The organism is Erythrobacter litoralis (assembly GCF_001719165.1).
GTDB lineage: Bacteria > Pseudomonadota > Alphaproteobacteria > Sphingomonadales > Sphingomonadaceae > Erythrobacter > Erythrobacter litoralis.
The window spans coordinates 1785052-1803347 of the sequence record NZ_CP017057.1 but is presented as its reverse complement, the minus strand read 5'-3'; the positions used below and the strand labels follow the sequence as shown (position 1 = coordinate 1803347).

Here is an 18296-nt window from a genome sequence, read left to right as displayed (position 1 = left end):
CTCGGCGCGGCATTCTGGGCTGTGGGCGCGGCAGCTACGGCTCTCGCGGGATGTGCCGAAGCCCCGCCCGAGGCAAGCCCTGTCGCATCGGTGCGGAGCGGCGCCTCCTTCGCTCTGCTTGCCGAAGCCGGCCAGATGATGCGTGCGGGCGACCTCGCCGAGGCCGGGCGGAAGCTCGACGAAGCGCGCGCGCTGGAGCCGGACAACCCCGCTGTTTGGGTCGCCATCGCCAGGCTTCGCTTTCGCGGCGGAGAACAGATCGCGGCTCTCGAGGCGGTAGAACGGGCGCTCGAATTCGATCCCGCCGATGGCCCCGCGCTGTTGATGCGTGCGCAGCTGGTGCGCGATGCACACGGGTTTCGCGCCGCACGCAGCTGGTACGAGGCCGCGCTCGCGGCCGATCCGGGCAATCCGGAAATCCGCATCGACTATGCGGCGACGCTGGGCGAGAACGGTGACTATCGCGCCATGCTCGCCGCGCTCGACGGGATTGGCGAGCGGCAACCCGAAGCCGCCCGGGCGCATTTCCTGCGCGCCGTGCTTGCCGCGCGGGCGCGTGAGAACGTGCTTGCGCGCAGCCTGCTTGCGCGCAGCGGGCTTGCTGAACGGGATGTGCCCGCAGCGGTGTTGCTCGATGCATTGATCGATCTCGCACAGGGCAATCACGACAGCGCGGCGGCAAAGCTTGCCGACCTCGGGCGTCGCCAGCCGGGCAATGTCCGCGTCGCTGAATTGCACGCGCGCGCGCTCTGGCTCGGGCGCAGGGACCGTGAACTGGTCGATCTCTACGCTGGGCGGGCGCGCCGACCCGATGCATCCCCCTATCTCTCCATGCTGGCTGGACGCGCGCTCGAGCGGCTCGGCGAGCGCGGTGAGGCGGCGCCATTCCTCGAGCGCGCAGCGTCCGGCCCGACCCGCGAGATCGCGCTGCTGGGGTCTGAAGAGGCCCTGCCGGAGCCTACGGCGCGGGTGCGCGCATTGCTCGCTTCGGGCGACCGGCAAGGCGCACGGCGGGCGGCCGAAACCTTGCGCGCTCGCCTCGCCTCGTCCTCGGACATCGCCGCATTGGCGGGCGATGTCGCGCTTGCCGCAGGCGATGCAAAAGGCGCGCTCGAAACCTATCGCGATGCGGTCGGCGTGCGCCGCCCCTGGCCCCTAGCGAAGAAGGCGATCCATGCCTATCGCATGCTCGGCGATGAGGCGGCAGCGGACCGCCTGCTGGCCCGCCATGCCGCGGGTGAGCCGAACAATGCCGAAGCACTCGTCATGCTCGCCGCTCGTAGCGCGCAAAGCGAGGACTGGCTGCGCGCGAAGCTCCTTCTCGACCGGGCGATAGCGCTGGGCGCTGGAAACGACCCGGCGCTGCTCCGCCTCGCCGCCGAGGCCGCGGGCGCGCTGGGCCAGCAGGACAAAGCCGGGCGTTTGGCCGCGCGCGCCGATACGCTTGCCCCGCGCGGTTTCGCAGCGCGGTAAAGCGAAGCGCTCGACATTCTGCACCGGCGCGGGCAGGGGCGCGTCCCATGCCTGCGCGCCTCGCCATCCTTGCCGACCCGATGATCGCGGTTCTCGTGGTCGCGACCGCGCTCGCAGTGCTCCTTCCCGCAACCGGAGACGCCCGCAGCGCGGCGCAGATTGTCTCGAACGCGGCGATCTTCGTGCTGTTTCTCGTCAACGGGATGCGCATAGCGCGCGGCGAGATCGCGCGCGGGCTTGTCAATCTGCGCTATTTCGTGCCGCTATTGGCGTGGATCTTCGGGGTCATGGCAATGATCGGGCTCGGTTTCATGCAGCTCGCCGAGCTGGCCCTGCCGCCGCTGGTCGCGCTCGGCTTTCTCTATTTCGGCTGCCTTCCCTCGACCGTCCAATCGGCGACGAGCTATACCAGCCTTGCCGGCGGCAATGTCGCGCTGTCGGTGGTAGGGGCGGCGCTGGTCAACATCGCCGGAGTCTTCATCACCGCGCCGCTGTTCGCTCTGCTCGGGGGCGGGGAAGCGGTCGAGATCGGATACGAGACCATTGCACGGATCGGCGTGATCCTGGTCCTGCCATTCGTGATCGGGCAGGCGGTGCAGGGCTGGACGCGCGATTGGATCGTGGAACGCAAGGCCCGGATCGCATGGCTCGACCGGGGAGTGATCGGGATTGCGGTCTATGTCGCCTTTTCGGGTGCGGTCGAACAGGGCCTTGCAGGCATGTTCGGGGCGGTGCAGTGGGCCGTGCTGATCGGGCTCGTCAGCGCCTTTCTCGCAATCGCGATCGCGGGGGCGTGGCTTGCGGGCGGAGCGCTAGGCCTGGCGCGGGCTGACCGGATCGCGTTCCTGTTCGCCGGTTCGCAGAAAAGCGTCGCCATCGGCGCGCCCATGGCAGCGATCCTGTTCGCTCCCGAAATGGCCGGCTTCGTGATTGCCCCTCTGCTGCTTTACCACCTGTTGCAACTGGTGGTCGCCGCCCCGCTCGCTAGCCGGCTTGCGCGGACGCCTCTCTAGCCGCTTCGGCGCGGTTGTGGCGGATCGACCAGAGCAGCGACAGCCCGATCAGGACCGCGCCGATCAGCCCGGTGATCGTTTCCGGAATATGCCAGCGGGCCGACAGCAGCATGATCGCGCCCAGCACGATGATCGCCCAGAACGCGCCGTGTTCGAGATAGCGGTACTGCGCCAGCGTGCCTGCGCGCACGAGATGGACCGTCATCGAACGCACGAACATGGCGCCCACCGACAGGCCGATGGCGATCACGATCATGTTGTTCGACAACGCAAACGCCCCGATCACCCCGTCGAAGCTGAAGCTCGCATCGAGCACTTCGAGATAGAGGAACCCGCCAAGCCCCGAGCGCACCATCTGGCCGCTCGCTTTTTTGGCCTCCTCGCGCTGCTCGATCCATTCGCCGAGGGCGTTGACCGCGATATAGGTGAGCAGGCCGAGCAGGCCGGCAGTGAGGAAAGTCAGCGATTCCTCGGGCGACAGCATCATCGAGACGCCGTAGAGCAGTGCAAGAACAAGCCCTATCTCGACCGCGGGCAAGGTCGAGAAGCGGTTGATCCCCCGTTCGAGCGCGCCGATCCAGTGGACCTCCTTGTCCGCGTCGAAGAAGAAGCTCAGGCCCACCATCGCCAGAAAAGCGCCGCCGAAGCCCGCGATCCCGATATGCGCAGCGGAGACGATGCGCTCGTATTCCTGCGGGTTACCGAGCGACAGTTCGACCGCCGCCCACGGCCCGATATTCGCCGCGATGGAGACGATGGCGATGGGAAAGACGATCCGCATCCCGAACACCGCGATGAGGATGCCGATGGTGAGAAAGCGCTGCTGCCAGACGGGGTCCATCTCGCGCAGGACGGTCGCGTTGACGACTGCATTGTCGAAACTGAGCGAGACCTCGAGGATGGACAGCACGACCACGATCCAAAGCACTGACAGCATGCCCGCCACGGTGCCGCTGCTGACCCAGCCGTAATATGCCGCTCCGGCAAGGCAGGCCGCGGTGAAGAACAGCGAGAAGGTGTAGTAGCGAAGCAGGGTCTGCATGGCAGCTTGGGTTCCGGCAGGCGGGAGGGGAAGGCGGCGGCTTGCCCGGTCTCAACCCTTGGGCTGGTAGGTCTGTTCCTCGCCCGGGAAGCTGCGCGCGCGCACTTCCGAGGCGTAGGTTGCGACGGTCTTTTCGATGATCTCGGCGATGTTCTCGTAGCGCTTCACGAAACGCGGGACGCGTTCGAACATGCCGAGCATGTCATCGGTGACGAGCACCTGCCCGTCGCATTTCGCCGAGGCGCCGATGCCGATCGTGGGACAGGAGACCGCTTCGGTGACGGCGATGGCGATGGGTTCGACCACGCCTTCGACGACGATCGCGAAGGCGCCCGCCTCGTCCAGCGCTTTCGCGTCCGAGACGATCTTGTCGGCTTCCGCGTCCGAGCGTCCGCGCGCGGCATAGCCGCCCAGCACGTTGACCGCTTGCGGGGTCAGGCCGACATGACCCATCACAGGAATGCCGCGCGTGTTCAGGAATTCGACCGTCGGCGCCATCGCCGCGCCGCCCTCGAGCTTGACCGCGGCGGCGCCGGTTTCCTTGAGCAGGCGCGCGGCGCTGTCGAAAGCCTGCTCGCGCGAGGCTTCGTAGGAGCCGAACGGCATGTCGATCACGACGACCGAGTGATAGCTTCCCCGTACCACTGCAGCGCCGTGGTTCGCCATCATCTCCATCGTGACGGGGATGGTGGAAGGAAGGCCGTAGATCACCTGACCGAGCGAATCGCCCACCAGCAGCAGGTCGCAATGCGCGTCGAGCAATTGCGCCTGCCGGGCGGTGTAGGCGGTGAGCATGACCAGCGGGTCTTCGGTCACTCCGTCGGTCTTTCGCGCCCGGATGCGCGGGACGGTCAGCCGCTTCATCGGCTGCGGCGTGGGATTGGCCCTGCTGGTGCTCGTGTCGAGCTGAAAGGTGGTGGACATGGCCTGCGCACTTAGCGCCGCTCCCGGGCAAAGGCAAAGACTGCCCCTTGGCGGCCAGCGCTTTTCGTTGCAGTAGGGTTGCAACGGGACATTCCATCGGGACATTCCATCAGGGAAAAGGGGCGCGCGCCGTCACGGCCGCGCGATCAGAGGGTTTTCTTCACGCCATGGTAGCATCCACCGGTTCGACCGAACGCGAGGGCTGGTCCTCGCGCAGCGCATTCATTCTCGCCGCGATCGGCGCGGCCGTCGGGCTGGGCAATGTCTGGCGCTTTCCCACCCTTGCGGGCGAGAACGGGGGCGGCGCTTTCGTCCTGTTCTATGTCGGCTGCGTCTTCCTTCTCGGCCTGCCGCTGGTGCTGGCCGAGATATTCATCGGGCGCACCGGTCAGGACGATGCGGTCGGCTCGATCCGCAAGGTGGCGCAGCGTTCCGGCGCTTCCGGCAGTTGGTCGGGCTTCGGCGTGATCGGCGTGCTCGCAGCTTTCCTGATCCTGTCCTTCTATTCGGTCGTCGCGGGCTGGGTGCTGTATTACGTCGGCGTGATGGGCGGGGATTTCCTCGGCGCGGTGTTTTCTGGCGAGCCGTTTCGCGGCGCGCTTGCCGGGGAGAGCCGGGAGATGATCCAGGGCCGAATGGGCAATCTGTTCGCCGATCCGATGCTGCTTCTCACCATGCATCTCGTCTTCATGGGCGCCACGTTGTTCATCGTCGCGCGCGGGATCGGCTCGGGGATCGAGGCGGCCGCCACCATCCTCATGCCGATGTTCTTCGTGCTGCTGGTCGGGATCACGGTCTACGGCGCCTTCGTCGGCGAGATGGGCGGGGCGATCGCGTTCCTGTTCACGCCCGATTTCGGCAAGCTCACCCCGCAGGCGATGAACGAGGCGCTTGGGCAGGCGCTGTTCTCGCTCTCGCTGGGCGTCGCGGGCCTCATCACCTATGGCTCCTACATCAAGGGGCCAGCGCCGCTCGGCCCGACCGCCGTCACCATCGCGATCGCCGATACCAGCGTCGCGCTGATCGCGGGGCTGATGATCTTCCCGATCGTGCTGGCTGTCGGGCTCGATCCGGCGGCGGGGCCGACGCTGGTGTTCCAGACGCTCCCCTTCGCCTTCCAGACGATGCCGGGCGGCGCGTTGATCGGGCTTCTTTTCTTCATCCTGATTCTCGTCGCGGCGATCACGAGCTCGATCTCGCTGCTCGAAGTGCCGGTCGCATGGGGCATCGGCGAGATGGGGTGGAGCCGGCGGACCTCGTCGCTCGTCTTTGGCGGCGGGGCGTTCGTGATCGGGGTGGCGTGCCTGCTCGGTTACAATGTCTGGTCCGATGTGCGCCCGCTCGGCTTCTGGCCGCTGTTCGCGGACACCGACATCCTCGACACGGTCGACGGGTTCACCGGCAAGGTCATGCTGCCGCTCGTCGCCTTCTTCACCGCGGTTTTCGTCGGCTGGAAGGCGGACCGGCGGCTGGTCGAGGAAATGACCGGGCTGTCCGGTTTCTGGCTGTCGGTCTGGCGCGCACTGATCGCGTGGCTGTGCCCGCTGGCGGTGGGCGTGATTCTCGTCACCGGGCTGTTTCCGCAGGTGCTCGGCAGCTGAATTCCCGGGGAGGCGACAAGCAGCATTGCAATCGCGCTCTACGTGGAACATAATGGGAACAAAGGGCCTCTTCGCGAGTCCCCTTCGAAGAGCAGTTCCCATGACGAAACACGCATCCTCCCTCGGCGCGAGCGCGCTCCAGACCTTTCCCGTCCCCTCCCGCCCGCGCGGGGGAGGGGCGGCCTTGCGCCTTTCGGCGAGCGATCTTGTGACGCTCGCTCCCGGGCGCGACGGGCGCTGGCGGCCGGGCCTTGCCGAGCAGCCGCTCCATAGCGAGATTTTCGCGAGCGCCGGTGATGCGAGCGGGGCGGGGCTGGCCCTCGCGCTCGCCCGCGATGCGCTGGCCTCGGCGGCTGCCACGCCCGATCCGCTCGCAGAGCCGCATGATCTGCGCCACGTCCTGTGGGTGCAGGACGCGCGCGCGATCGAGCGGGGCGGGCGGCCCTACCTTCACGGCCTGCCGCGTGACATGCGGGAAAGGCTTGTTCACGTCGCCGCGCGCGCGCCCGAAGATGCGCTGTTTGCGCTGGAAGAGGGATTGCGCTGCCGCGATTTCGCCTGCGTGATCGGAGAAATCGCGGGCAATCCGCGCGCGCTCGATTTCACCGCCTCGCGCCGGCTAAGCCTGACCGCGGAAAAGCATGGCGTGGCGCTGTGGCTCGTCCGGCTCGATGCGCAGGCGGACCTGTCTTCGGCCCGGATGCGCTGGCGGGTCGCGGCTGCCCCTTCGGCGCGTCCGCGCTGGAACGCCGATGCGCCCGGCGCGCCTGCCTGGGCCGCCGAGCTGTTCCGCGCGCGCTCCCACATTCCCGGACAATGGACACTTCGCGATGACGACGGACGCCTCCGCGCCGACCGGCCCGCCCGCCCCGAAACCGCCGCCAACCAGAACGCCCGGGACGCCGGGTCACGCGCCGCCCCGCCGGATCCTCGCCCTTTGGTGCGCGCGACTTTCGGTCGATCGCTGGCGGCTCGGGCTCGGGCCTGAACACGCCTGCGCCCCGGGCGAGGGTGCTGATGCCGAACCCACCGCGCTGATCACCGAGACCGCGCATGGCCCGCGCATCGCCGCGGTCAACCATGCGGGCCGCGCGGCCGGAGTGGCGGTGGGCACGATGCTTGCCGATGCGCGGACCGTCTGCCCCGAGGTGCGCACCGCCCCGGCGGACCCGGCGGGCGACCTCGCCTTCCTCGAAAAGCTCGCCCTGTGGGCGCGGCGCTGGGGGCCGTGGAGCGCGCTTGATGCGCCCGACGGCGTGCTGGTCGACGTGACCGCGGTCGCGCACCTGTTCGGCGGGGAGGCAAGGCTGCTCGCCGATGTCGAGACGGCCTGCACCACGCGCGGCCTTGCAGTGCGCAGCGCCATCGCGCCGACAGCGGGGGCGGCCTGGGCGCTCGCCCATTACGGGCCTGTGCGCAGCATCGCCCGCCCCGAGGACGACCTCCTCGCCCGGCTCGCCGAGCTGCCGGTGGCGGCATTGCGGCTCGACGACGACGTGCTGACCGTGCTGCGCCGGCTCGGCCTCAAGCGCCTCGGCGAGCTTGCGGGGGTGGCGGGCAGCGGTGCCGATGGTGAGAGCGAAGCCGCCTCGCGCGATGCGATCCAGCGCCGTTTCCGCAATCGCAAATCGCCCGCCGCCAATCCGCTCATCCGGCTCGACCAGCTGCTCGGCCGCGTGCCCGAACCGCTCCTGCCGGTCGCGGCGCGCGCCATGCCGCTCGTCCAGCGCCGCCTTGTCGAGCCGATCCGCCACCGCGACCTGCTCGACCGGGTGCTTGCCGATCTGGCGCAGGACATGGCGCGTGAGCTCGAAGGGCGGGGCGAGGGTGCGCGGCGGCTCGAGATCGGGCTGTGGCGGGTCGATGGCGAGGTGATCGTGCGCCGGCTCGAACTCGCCGCCGCGACGCGCGATCCCGATCATGTCATCCGCCTGTTCGGCCGGAAACTCGACGATGTCGATGCGGGCTTCGGGGTCGAGACCGTGCGCCTCACCGCCAGCTGGACCGAACCGCTCGCGCTCGAACAGGGCGATATCGAACAATCGGCGCAGCAGCGCGGCACCTCGCTCGCGGCCTGCATCGACCGGCTGACCGTGCGGCTCGGGGCGGAGGCGGTGCGTCGCCCGGTCCCCCGCGCGAGCCACCTGCCCGAACGCGCGACAGGCTGGCAGGGACCGCTTGAACCCGTCCCTCCCGCTCAGGGTCTGCTCGAATTCCACCAGCGGCCTTTGAAGCTGCTCGATCGTCCTGAGCGGATCGCGGTGCTCTATGCCTCGCCCGACGGCTTTCCCCAGCGATTTCGCTGGCGTGGGCAAGTGCGCGAGGTCGCCCGGGTCGAGGGGCCGGAGCGGATCGCTCCCGAATGGTGGCGCGAACGTTCGAGCGCGCGGCTGCGCGATTATTACCGGATCGAGGACGATGCCGGGCGGCGATACTGGATCTACCGCCACGGCATCGCCGGGGACGGGCGCGGCAAGGACCGCGAAGGACACGCGCCCGACTGGTTTTTGCAGGGCCTGTGCACCTGAGCCCGAGGGGACTGCGTAGCCATTCATTAAAGTTTATGGATTAACCGAAAGGGGCGATGAACATGCATTCGATCCCTCGCTCCACCGAGCGCCGACCGCTCAGCCTCGTCGTTCGCGGCCGCGTGCGTTCGCGCCCGGTCTATGTCGACCTGCTCGACATTTCCGAAGGCGGCTGCAAGATTCGCGGCGGTCTCGGCTTTGCCAGCATCGGTGACCGGGTGGTGATGAAGGTCGGCGGGATCAACGCCCCGCTCGGCGTCGTCGCCTGGGTCGAGGGCAAGGAAGCGGGCGTCGCCTTCGAAGGCGAAATGCACAGCGCGGTGCTCGATTACCTGTGCAAGATGCAGGGCGCATCGGACGCGCATGAGGATGACGACGCCCGGCGCCGTCTCTGATCCGGTTCGCCGGGGCCAGCCGGCCCGACTTGCAAAGAAAGCACTGGAGCCGCATCGCGCAGGAACATATAAGGAACATTCAGGTGTTCCTCCAGGTTCCTATGGCCCAGCAGCTTTCGCTCAGACAGAAACTCGAAATCCTCGCCGACGCGGCCAAGTACGATGCGTCCTGCGCCTCGTCCGGCACGGCGAAGAAGAATTCGGTCGGCGGGAAAGGCGTCGGCTCGACCGAGGGAATGGGGATATGCCACGCCTATGCCCCCGATGGCCGCTGCATCTCGCTATTGAAGATCCTGCTGACCAATCACTGCATCTTCGACTGTCATTACTGCATCAACCGCAAGAGCTCGAACGTAGCCCGCGCGCGCTTCACCCCGCAGGAGGTCGCCGACCTCACGCTGTCGTTCTACAGGCGCAATTACATCGAGGGGCTGTTCCTCTCCTCCGGCATCGTGAAAAGCGCGAACCACACGATGGACCAGCTGATCGAGGCCGCGCGCATCCTGCGTGAGGAGCACGATTTTCGCGGCTACATCCATCTCAAGACCATTCCCGAAGCCGATGCCGAACTGATCCATGAGGCAGGGCTTTACGCCGACCGTGTCTCGATCAATGTCGAACTGCCCACCGACAGCGGCCTCACCCGGCTCGCGCCGGACAAGAACGCCCGCCAGATCGAAGGCGCGATGGACCGCACGAAGTCGCGCATCCTCCAGGCGAAGGACGAGCGGAAACGCTTTCGCCACGCGCCGCGTTTTGCGCCGGCGGGGCAATCGACCCAGATGATCGTCGGCGCGGACGGGGCGAGCGATGTCGACATCATGGGCCGGGCGAGCGCGCTTTACGGCAATTTCGGCCTGCGCCGGGTCTATTACAGCGCCTTCTCGCCGATCCCCGATGCCTCCGCCGTGCTGCCGTTGAAGCGCCCGCCGCTGATCCGCGAACACCGGCTCTACCAGTCGGACTGGCTGATGCGCTTTTACGGCTATGCACCCGGCGAGGTCGCGCAGGCGGCGGAGGCGGATGGGAACCTCCCGCTCGACATCGACCCCAAGCTCGCCTGGGCATTGAAATTCCGCGAGCGTTTCCCGGTCGATGTCAACCGCGCCAGCCGCGAGGAATTGCTGCGCGTGCCGGGGCTGGGGACGAAGGCGGTGGCGAAGATCCTCGCCGCGCGGCGACATCGCACCTTGCGCCTGGACGATCTTGCGCGACTGACCCAGTCCATCGCCAAGGTGCGGCCGTTCCTCGTCGCGGCCGACTGGCGGCCGACGCGGCTCACCGACCGGGCGGACCTGCGCAGCCTGCTCGCGCCCCGGCAGGAACAGCTGGAGCTGTTCTGATGGTGGCCCCGAAACCTTCGATGCAAAATGTGTCTTTGGGAGCGCATTACGTCGTCAACCTGCCCGAGCCCGACGATTTCGCCTTCTGGCGCGAACGGGCGCGGGGGCTGATCCAGTGCGACGTGCCGCCCGACCGGGTCAGCTGGGTGGAGCCGGGCGGAACGGGCGACCTGTTCGCCGCCGAAGGCCCCTCCCGTGGCGAGCGCCGCCTGCCCGTCTCGCCAGAGTACGCGCGCGAGGTGCGCGCCAGCAAGCGTTTCCTCCAGCTCGCGCGCAAGGCCGCGCTCCATTCCGATCCGGCGCGTTTCGGCCTCCTCTACCGGATGCTCTGGCGGCTCCAGTCCAACCCCCGCGCGATGGAGGACAAGGCCGACGCGGACGTGCGCCGGATCGAGGAACTCGACAAGGCGGTGCGGCGCGACGCGCACAAGATGCACGCCTTCGTCCGTTTCCGCGTCGTGGAGGCCGAAGGCGGCGCCGAACACTACGTCGCCTGGTTCGAGCCCGATCACCACATCGTGCGCGCCGAGGCGGGCTTCTTCATGCGCCGCTTCGCCAACATGAACTGGTCGATCCTGACGCCGAGGGGCTGCATCCACTGGGACGGCGAAACCATGCGCGAAAGCGGCCCGGCGCGGCGCGGCGATGCGCCGGGCGGCGACCCGGTCGAGGAACTGTGGCGCTCCTATTACGCTTCCATATTCAATCCCGCGCGATTGAAGGTCGGGGCGATGCTCTCCGAAATGCCGCGCAAGTACTGGAAGAACCTGCCAGAGGCGGCGCTGATCCCCGATCTCATCGCCGGCGCGCAGGCGAGGGAAGCGCAGATGGTCGAGACCGGCGGCAAGGACATGGGCGACAAGCCCGGAACGCTGGACGCCGTGGGCGAGGCGATCGCCCGCTGCCGCGCCTGCCCCATCGGCGAACTCGAAAACCGCGCCGTGATGGGCGAAGGCCCGCGCACCGCTCCGCTGATGATCGTCGGCGAACAGCCGGGCGACCAGGAGGATGTGAAGGGCCGGCCTTTCGTCGGGCCGGCGGGGCAATTGCTCGACGAATATCTGGAGCGTGCCGGGATCGACCGGGGCGAGGCCTACGTGACCAATGCGGTCAAGCATTTCAAATATGTCCCCCGGGGCAAGCGCCGCCTGCATCAGTCTCCGGCGGCCAAGGAGATCGACACCTGCCGCTGGTGGCTTGAGGCGGAGCGCGATCTCGTCAAGCCGCGCGTGATCCTCGCGCTGGGGGCGAGCGCGGCGCGCGGGCTGCTCGGCAGGACGGTGAGCATCTCGAAAGTTCGCGGCGAACCAATGCCGCTCGAGGGCGGGGCGGAGCTGTGGGTGACGGCGCATCCCTCCTACCTGCTGCGCCTCGACGGGGACGCGCGCGAGAAACAGGCGGCGCTGTTCGCCGCCGACCTTGCCGCGGTGAAGGAGCGGCTCGCGGAACTCGGGGCCTAGCCTCGTGCCCGAGGCCCCGCTCACGCCCGAAAAACGCCGGCTCGAGGTCGATCCCGACCTTATCGAGACCCCGCCGCGCGCACCCTTCGTCGAACTGGGGCTGGTCTCCTGCTTCAGCTTCCTGCGCGGCGCGTCGGACGCGGTCGACCTCGTCCTGACCGCGCGCTCCCTCGGTTACGATGCCATCGGGATCGCCGATGCCAACAGCTTTGCGGGCATCGTGCGCATCCACACCGAGGCGAAGACGCTGAAACTGCGCCCGGTCATCGGCACGCGGATCGAGACAGTCGAGGGCCTCGCCTTCCTTGCCTACCCCCGGGACCGCGCCGCCTATGGCCGGCTGTGCCGCCTCATCAGCGCGGGCCGCATGAGCACGCTCGAAGGCGAATGGCAGGACAAGGGCGTGTGCGAGATCGACTGCGCGATGCTCGCCGACCATGCCGAGGGCAGCGAGCTCATCCTGATCCCGCCCCATGACCTTGGCGAACACTTCACCGTTCCCGCCTGGGCGAGCAATGTCGTCGCGCTCGACGGGAGCGAGTTCTCTGGCACGGTCCGGGGCGCGCTGCCCGATCTCCTGCCGCATCTCGCGCGCGGCCTGCCCACGATGCGCCACATCGCGGCGAGCTATCTCCATCGCGGCGACGACATCGCCCGGATCGACCGGCTCGACGCGCTCGCGCGGGCGAACGGGCTTGGCCTGCTCGCGACGAACGAAGTGCATTACCACGCGCCCGAACGCCGCCCGCTGCAGGACGTGATGACTGCCCTGCGCCACAAGACCACCGTCGCCGAGGCCGGGCACCTGCTCCACGCCAATGCCGAGCGCCACCTGAAATCCCCGCAGGAGATGGCCCGCCTGTTCGAGCGCTGGCCGCACGCCATATCTGCCGCGCGCGAGGTGGCGGATAAATGCACCTTCAGCCTCGAGGAACTGCGCTACGAATACCCGGAAGAGATCTATCCTGATGGTATGGCCCCGCAGGAATATCTCGAGATCGAGACCTGGGCGGGGGCGGAGCGGCGATATCCGGAGGGCGTGCCCGACAGTGTCACCGACACGCTCGAACGCGAACTGGCGCTGATCGCCAAGCTCGATCTTGCGCGCTATTTCCTCACGATCAAGGACATCGTGGATTTCGCGCGCGGCGTCGATCCGCCGATCCTGTGCCAGGGGCGCGGCTCTGCGGCGAACTCTGCCGTTTGCTACTGTCTCGGCATCACCAGCGTCGATCCGGCGAAGCACCAGCTCCTGTTCGACCGCTTCATTTCCGAGGAACGCAAGGAGCCGCCCGACATCGACGTCGATTTCGAGCACGAGCGGCGCGAGGAGGTGATCCAGTACATCTACCAGCGCTATGGCCGCCACCGCGCGGGGCTGTGCGCCACGGTCATCCACTACCGCCCGCGCATGGCGATCCGCGAGGTCGGCAAGGCGATGGGCCTGTCGGAGGACGTGACCGGCGCGCTGGCGCGGACCGTGTGGGGCGGGTGGGGCCGCGAGATCGACGAGAAGCACGCCGCCGAGACCGGGCTCGACATAAGCGACCCGCATCTCAAACGCGTGCTGAAACTCACCGAGCAGATGATCGGGATGCCGCGCCACCTCTCGCAGCATGTCGGCGGCTTCATCCTGACCGAGAGCGCGCTGACCGAGACGGTGCCGATCGGCAATGGCGCGATGCCCGATCGCAGCTTCATCGAATGGGACAAGGACGATATCGAGGCGCTCGGCATCCTCAAGGTCGACGTGCTGGCATTGGGCATGCTGACCTGCATCCGCAAATGCCTCGACCTGCTGGAGGACCACCACGACCGCAGCCTGACGCTCGCCACGGTCCCGCGCGAGGACCCAGAGACCTATGCGATGCTGCGCAAGGGGGATTCGCTGGGCGTGTTCCAGGTCGAAAGCCGGGCGCAGATGAACATGCTCCCCCGGCTGCGCCCGCGCGAATTCTACGATCTCGTGATCCAGGTCGCGATCGTGCGCCCGGGTCCGATCCAGGGCGACATGGTCCATCCCTACCTGAAACGCCGCCGCGGGGCGGAAGCCGTGACGATCCCGGCGCCTTCGCCGCAGCACGGGCCACCCGACGAGCTTTCGAGCATCCTCGAGCGCACATTGGGCGTGCCGATCTTCCAGGAACAGGCGATGAAGATCGCATTGGACGCCGCGAAATTCTCCAGCGCCGAGGCCAACCGGCTGAGGAAGGCGATGGCGACCTTCCGCAGCCGCGGCATGGTGGACGAACTGCAGGACATGATGGTCGAACGCATGGTGACGCGCGGCTATGACCGCGAATTCGCCGAGCGGTGCTTCAACCAGATCCGCGGCTTCGGCGAATACGGCTTTCCCGAAAGCCACGCGGCGAGCTTCGCGCATCTCGTTTACGTGTCGAGCTGGCTGAAATGCCATTTCCCCGCCGCCTTCGCCTGCGCCCTGCTCAATTCGCAGCCGATGGGCTTCTACGCGCCCGCGCAGATCGTGCGCGATGCGCGGGAACACGGGGTCGAGGTGCTGCCGGCGGACGTGAACCTGTCGCAGTGGGACTGCACGCTGGAGGAAATCGGGGAAGCACGCGAGGCGAGGGGAGGGCGCCTCGACCGCCACATCGCCCTGCGCCTCGGCCTGCGCCAGATCGACGGCCTGCCCGAACACGTCGCGGCACAGCTCATCGCCGAGCGCGAGGAGCGCGGCGCCTATCGCGACGTGGCGAGCCTGCGCGAGCGCGCCCGGATCGGTCCTGCCCATGTCGAGCGGCTTGCGAGCGCGGATGCCTTCACCTCGCTCGATCTCACGCGCAGGCAGGCGCTGTGGGATGCGCGCAGCCTCGTCGCCGCGCCCGACCTGCCGCTGTTCCGCGCCGCCGAAGAGCGCGAGGAGGGGGCGGAGAGGGCGAAGGTCGCGCTGCCGCAGATGCCTTTGTCGGAAGAGGTGGTGGCCGATTACCAGACCACCCGCCTTTCGCTGAAGGCGCATCCGATGGCCTTCCTGCGCCCCGCTCTCGCCGATCGCGGCTTCGTGCGCGCCTGCGACCTCAGGGACCGCAAGTTCCGGTCAATGGTGCAGGTTGCGGGCGTCGTCCTGATCCGCCAACGGCCGGGCAGCGCCAAGGGCGTGTGCTTCATCACGCTGGAGGACGAGACCGGCGTCATCAACCTTGTCGTGTGGCCGGACCTGAAGGAGAAACAGCGCCGCGTCGTCATGGGCGCGCGGTTGATGGAAGTGCGCGGGCGAGTCGAATATGACGACGAGGTGATCCATGTCATCGCCCACCACATGACCGACGCGACGCATGAACTCTACCGCCTGTCGGACGACATGCTGAACGCGCCCGTCGCGCGCGCCGACCACGTGAACGCACCACTCACGGGCCGCAAGAATCCCGCGAGCCGGGCCGATACCGAAAATGAGGCGATCCGCCCGCGCGACCTCATCGACCAGCTGCCGAACACGCGCGGCCATCCGCGCAATGCCCGGATCATTCCCAAGTCGCGCGACTTTCATTGAACATGGCGAACAGACGCAGGAGGTCCACGATCAGTCGGCGCATCGGGCGGTTCCGCTGGGACCGGCGCGCGCTGGGCCTTTTGGCGCTCTTCGCGCTGGCGGTGGCAGGATCGAGCTGGCTGCGCGCCCATCCCGAACACAATCCGTGGGCCCCGCTCGACCTTCGCGACCCCCTCGGCATGGCGACCGCGGGAAAGCTCGCCGCTTTGCGTGACGATCCTGGCGAATGCCGCGCCGTGCTTGAACGCAGCGCCGTTGCCTATGAAGCGCTCGATCCCGCGGGCGAGGGGGAATGCGCGCGGCCCGATCGAACCCGGCTCGAAACCTATCCTCTCGCGCCCGACACGCCGCCTGTCACCTGCGCGCTTGCGGCGGGCCTAGAGCTGTGGCGCGACAGGAGCGTCGAACGTGCGGCGCGCGAAATCCTCGGCAGCGAGCTTGCCGCAATCGAGCACCTCGGTGCGTTCTCCTGCCGCCGCATGTACAGCGACGCCGACGCGCCGTGGAGCGAACATGCGACCGGAAACGCAATCGACATTGCCGCTTTCGTGCTGGAGGACGGGCGGCGGATCAGCGTGCTCGGCGACTGGGAGGGCGACGACGAAGAGGCACGGTTCCTGCGCGAGGCGCGCGCGGGCGCGTGCGACATCTTCGCGACCGTGCTTTCACCCGATTACAACGCGGCCCACGCCGACCACTTCCACTTCGACCAGGGCGGAAGCTGGACCGGGGCGTGCCGGTAGCGGCGCGTCAGGCCGCCTCGAGAGCGTAGCCTGCAGAACGCACCGTGCGGATCGGATCCTTTGCCCCTTCGACGCCGATGGCCTTGCGCAGGCGGCGGATATGGACGTCGACGGTGCGCAGCTCGATGTCGGACCCGGTGCCCCACACCCCGTCGAGCAGTTGCCCGCGGCTGAAGACCCGGCCCGGGCTTTCCATGAAGAATTTGAGCAGCCGGTATTCGGTCGGGCCGAGCTGCAGCGCCTTGCCGCGGCGCTGCACCTTGTGGGCGACCGGATCGAGCTTGATGTCGCCGACCTCGATCGTCTCGCCTGCCAGCGCGGGGCGGATGCGGCGCATCACGGCGGCGACGCGGGCGAGCAGTTCGCGCGGGGAAAAGGGCTTGGTCATGTAATCGTCCGCGCCGATCTCGAGCCCGCGCACGCGGTCGTCCTCGGCCTCGCGCGCGGTCAGCATTATGATGGGCACGTGCGCGGTTTCCTTGTCGCGGCGCAACCGGCGGCAGACCTCGATCCCGCTGGTGCCCTCGATCATCCAGTCGAGGATGATGAGATCGGGCACGTCCTCGCTCGCCAGTACCATGGCCTCGTCCCCGTCGCCGGTGGAGCGGACCTGGTAGCCCTCGTTCTGGAATCGGTATTCAAGCAGTTCGGAAAGCGCGGGATCGTCTTCGACAAGCAGCAGTTTCGCAGCGGACATGGCTTTCATCCTCGATTCTGCCCCGGCAGCGCCACGGGCGATCGATATGCTCCATGTTTCAATTTTGCTGCACTTTCATGAAATCGTGGCCGGCAACTTATCCACATGAACCGGCGACAGGGGCGCTCAGCGCTCCTCCTCAGGGGGGTAATTGCCGGTCGCAGCGAAGTGGACCATTTCCGCGACATTGGTCGCATGGTCTCCGATGCGCTCGAGATTGCGGGCGACGAAGAGCAGCTGCGCCGCGCTCGAAATGGTCGCGGGGTTTTCGACCATGTGACTGACGAGATTGCGGAAAATGGAATTGTAGAAGGCATCTACCTTGGCATCGGTAGCGATCACTTCGCGGGCAAGGTCAGGGTCGCGCGCGGCATAGGCGGTGAGCACGTCGTGGACCATTTCGCTGGTGAGTTCGCCCATCGCGGGCAGCAATGTGAGCGGTTCGAACCGGTCACGCCCCTCGATCATGCCGACACGCTTGGCGATGTTCTTCGAATAATCGCCGATCCGTTCGACCACGCCGGCGATCTTGAGCGCCGCGATCACCTCGCGCAGGTCGTCCGCCATCGGCGCGCGCAGGGCGATGATCCGGACCGAGAGCTTGTCGACCTCGGTCTCCAGTGCGTCGATCTTCTTGTCGCGTGCGACCACGCGGTCGCCGAGTTCGACGTCGCCGCGCACCATCGCGTCGAGCGCCTCGGCGATCGCAACTTCGGCAAGGCCGCCCATCTCCGCGATAAGGCCGCGAAGCCGGGTGATGTCCTCGTCAAAGGCCTTGACCGTATGTTCGCCCATCAGCCGTAACGTCCTGTGATATAATCCTTCGTCCGCTCCTCGATGGGATTGGTGAAGATGTCTGAAGTCGGCCCGTATTCCACCATCTTCCCGAGGTGAAAGAAAGCCGTGCGTTGGCTGACCCGCGCCGCCTGCTGCATCGAATGGGTCACGATGACGATTGCGTAGCGCCCGGAAAGCTCGTCGATCAGTTCCTCGATCTTGGCCGTGGCGATCGGGTCGAGCGCGGAAGCGGGTTCGTCCATCAGGATCACTTCGGGATCGACCGCGATGGCGCGCGCGATGCACAGGCGCTGCTGCTGCCCGCCCGAAAGAGCCGTGCCCGAATCGCTCAATCGATCCTTGACCTCTTCCCACAGCCCTGCGCGGGTCAGCGACTTTTCCACGATCACGTCGAGATCGGCCTTCTTTTCGGCGAGGCCGTGGATCTTGGGGCCGTAGGCGATGTTGTCGTAGATCGATTTCGGGAACGGATTCGGCTTCTGGAACACCATCCCGACCCGGGCGCGCAATTGCACCACGTCCATCGTGTTATCGAGGATGTTCTCGCCCTCGAGTTCGATCGAGCCGGTCACGCGGGCGCTCGCGATCGTGTCGTTCATGCGGTTGAAGCAGCGCAGGAAGGTCGACTTGCCGCAGCCCGACGGGCCGATGAAGGCGGTCACGTAATCGGGCGAGATGTCGATCGACACCTCGTCGATCGCCTTCTTGTCCCCGTAATAGACCGAGACGTCCCGCGCTTTGATCTTGGCGCTCGCGTCTTCCATGTTT

Annotated in this window: 15 protein-coding genes; 10 read left to right on the top strand and 5 right to left on the bottom strand. The window is 67.4% G+C overall.

The genetic code is table 11. From position 1 onward, the window contains the following. Positions 1-90: 90 nt before the first annotated feature. Together Ga0102493_RS08605 and Ga0102493_RS08600 are read left to right on the top strand one after the other, a co-directional pair. On the top strand, positions 91-1473 hold the full coding sequence (locus tag Ga0102493_RS08605) for a tetratricopeptide repeat protein (protein ID WP_069297490.1): 1383 nt from the start codon (positions 91-93) through the stop codon (positions 1471-1473). 47 nt (positions 1474-1520) lie between these two features. Next, entirely contained in the window at positions 1521-2486 is a 966-nt protein-coding gene (locus Ga0102493_RS08600) for a bile acid:sodium symporter family protein (RefSeq protein ID WP_034901217.1), read from the top strand. Here Ga0102493_RS08600 and Ga0102493_RS08595 read toward each other — a convergent pair. Both Ga0102493_RS08595 and panB read right to left on the bottom strand, forming a co-directional pair. Continuing rightward, on the bottom strand, positions 2458-3528 hold the full coding sequence (locus Ga0102493_RS08595; protein ID WP_174544538.1) for a DUF475 domain-containing protein: 1071 nt from the start codon (positions 3526-3528) through the stop codon (positions 2458-2460). The two genes, Ga0102493_RS08600 and Ga0102493_RS08595, sit on opposite strands and share 29 nt — an antisense overlap. Positions 3529-3579: 51 nt before the next feature. Then, on the bottom strand, positions 3580-4452 hold the full coding sequence (gene panB, locus Ga0102493_RS08590) for a 3-methyl-2-oxobutanoate hydroxymethyltransferase (protein ID WP_034901220.1): 873 nt from the start codon (positions 4450-4452) through the stop codon (positions 3580-3582). 167 nt (positions 4453-4619) lie between these two features. On the opposite strand from panB, the gene Ga0102493_RS08585 reads away from it, so the two are divergent. The 8 genes from Ga0102493_RS08585 to Ga0102493_RS08550 all read left to right on the top strand — a co-directional run bounded on the left by Ga0102493_RS08585 (position 4620) and on the right by Ga0102493_RS08550 (position 16033). Continuing rightward, a complete protein-coding gene (locus Ga0102493_RS08585; RefSeq protein ID WP_034901223.1) occupies positions 4620-6053 on the top strand; it encodes a sodium-dependent transporter in 1434 nt (477 codons plus the stop codon). 100 nt (positions 6054-6153) lie between these two features. Beyond that, complete coding sequence (locus Ga0102493_RS15920; protein WP_236922189.1) at positions 6154-7041, top strand: recA-like protein; 888 nt, start codon at positions 6154-6156, stop codon at positions 7039-7041. Further along, complete coding sequence (locus Ga0102493_RS08575; protein ID WP_034901856.1) at positions 6980-8581, top strand: DUF6504 family protein; 1602 nt, start codon at positions 6980-6982, stop codon at positions 8579-8581. The genes Ga0102493_RS15920 and Ga0102493_RS08575 overlap by 62 nt, the downstream gene beginning before the upstream one ends. 62 nt (positions 8582-8643) lie before the next feature. Continuing rightward, a complete protein-coding gene (locus tag Ga0102493_RS08570) occupies positions 8644-8976 on the top strand; it encodes a PilZ domain-containing protein (RefSeq protein ID WP_051697703.1) in 333 nt (110 codons plus the stop codon). 101 nt (positions 8977-9077) lie between these two features. After that, positions 9078-10319 carry a putative DNA modification/repair radical SAM protein gene (locus Ga0102493_RS08565; protein WP_034901226.1) on the top strand — a complete coding sequence of 414 codons (1242 nt, stop codon included), beginning with the start codon at positions 9078-9080 and terminating at the stop codon, positions 10317-10319. 20 nt (positions 10320-10339) lie between these two features. Continuing rightward, the gene (locus Ga0102493_RS08560; protein ID WP_034901858.1) at positions 10340-11779 is read left to right on the top strand and encodes a UdgX family uracil-DNA binding protein; all 1440 of its coding nucleotides are present in this window, start codon (positions 10340-10342) and stop codon (positions 11777-11779) included. Positions 11780-11783: 4 nt separating this feature from the next. Then, positions 11784-15290, top strand: a complete 3507-nt coding sequence (locus Ga0102493_RS08555) for an error-prone DNA polymerase (RefSeq protein ID WP_034901229.1) — start codon at positions 11784-11786, stop codon at positions 15288-15290. Between the two features lie 2 nt (positions 15291-15292). After that, a complete protein-coding gene (locus Ga0102493_RS08550) occupies positions 15293-16033 on the top strand; it encodes an extensin-like domain-containing protein (protein WP_034901230.1) in 741 nt (246 codons plus the stop codon). A gap of 7 nt (positions 16034-16040) precedes the next feature. On the opposite strand, the gene phoB is transcribed toward Ga0102493_RS08550, so the two are convergent. The 3 genes from phoB to pstB form a co-directional block, all read right to left on the bottom strand. Then, positions 16041-16730, bottom strand: coding sequence for a phosphate regulon transcriptional regulator PhoB (phoB, locus tag Ga0102493_RS08545; RefSeq protein ID WP_034901860.1), 690 nt, complete (start codon positions 16728-16730; stop codon positions 16041-16043). Between the two features lie 126 nt (positions 16731-16856). After that, on the bottom strand, positions 16857-17525 hold the full coding sequence (phoU, locus tag Ga0102493_RS08540; protein ID WP_174544537.1) for a phosphate signaling complex protein PhoU: 669 nt from the start codon (positions 17523-17525) through the stop codon (positions 16857-16859). Beyond that, a complete protein-coding gene (gene pstB, locus Ga0102493_RS08535; protein WP_034901233.1) occupies positions 17525-18292 on the bottom strand; it encodes a phosphate ABC transporter ATP-binding protein PstB in 768 nt (255 codons plus the stop codon). The genes phoU and pstB overlap by 1 nt, the downstream gene beginning before the upstream one ends. Positions 18293-18296 lie beyond the last annotated feature (4 nt).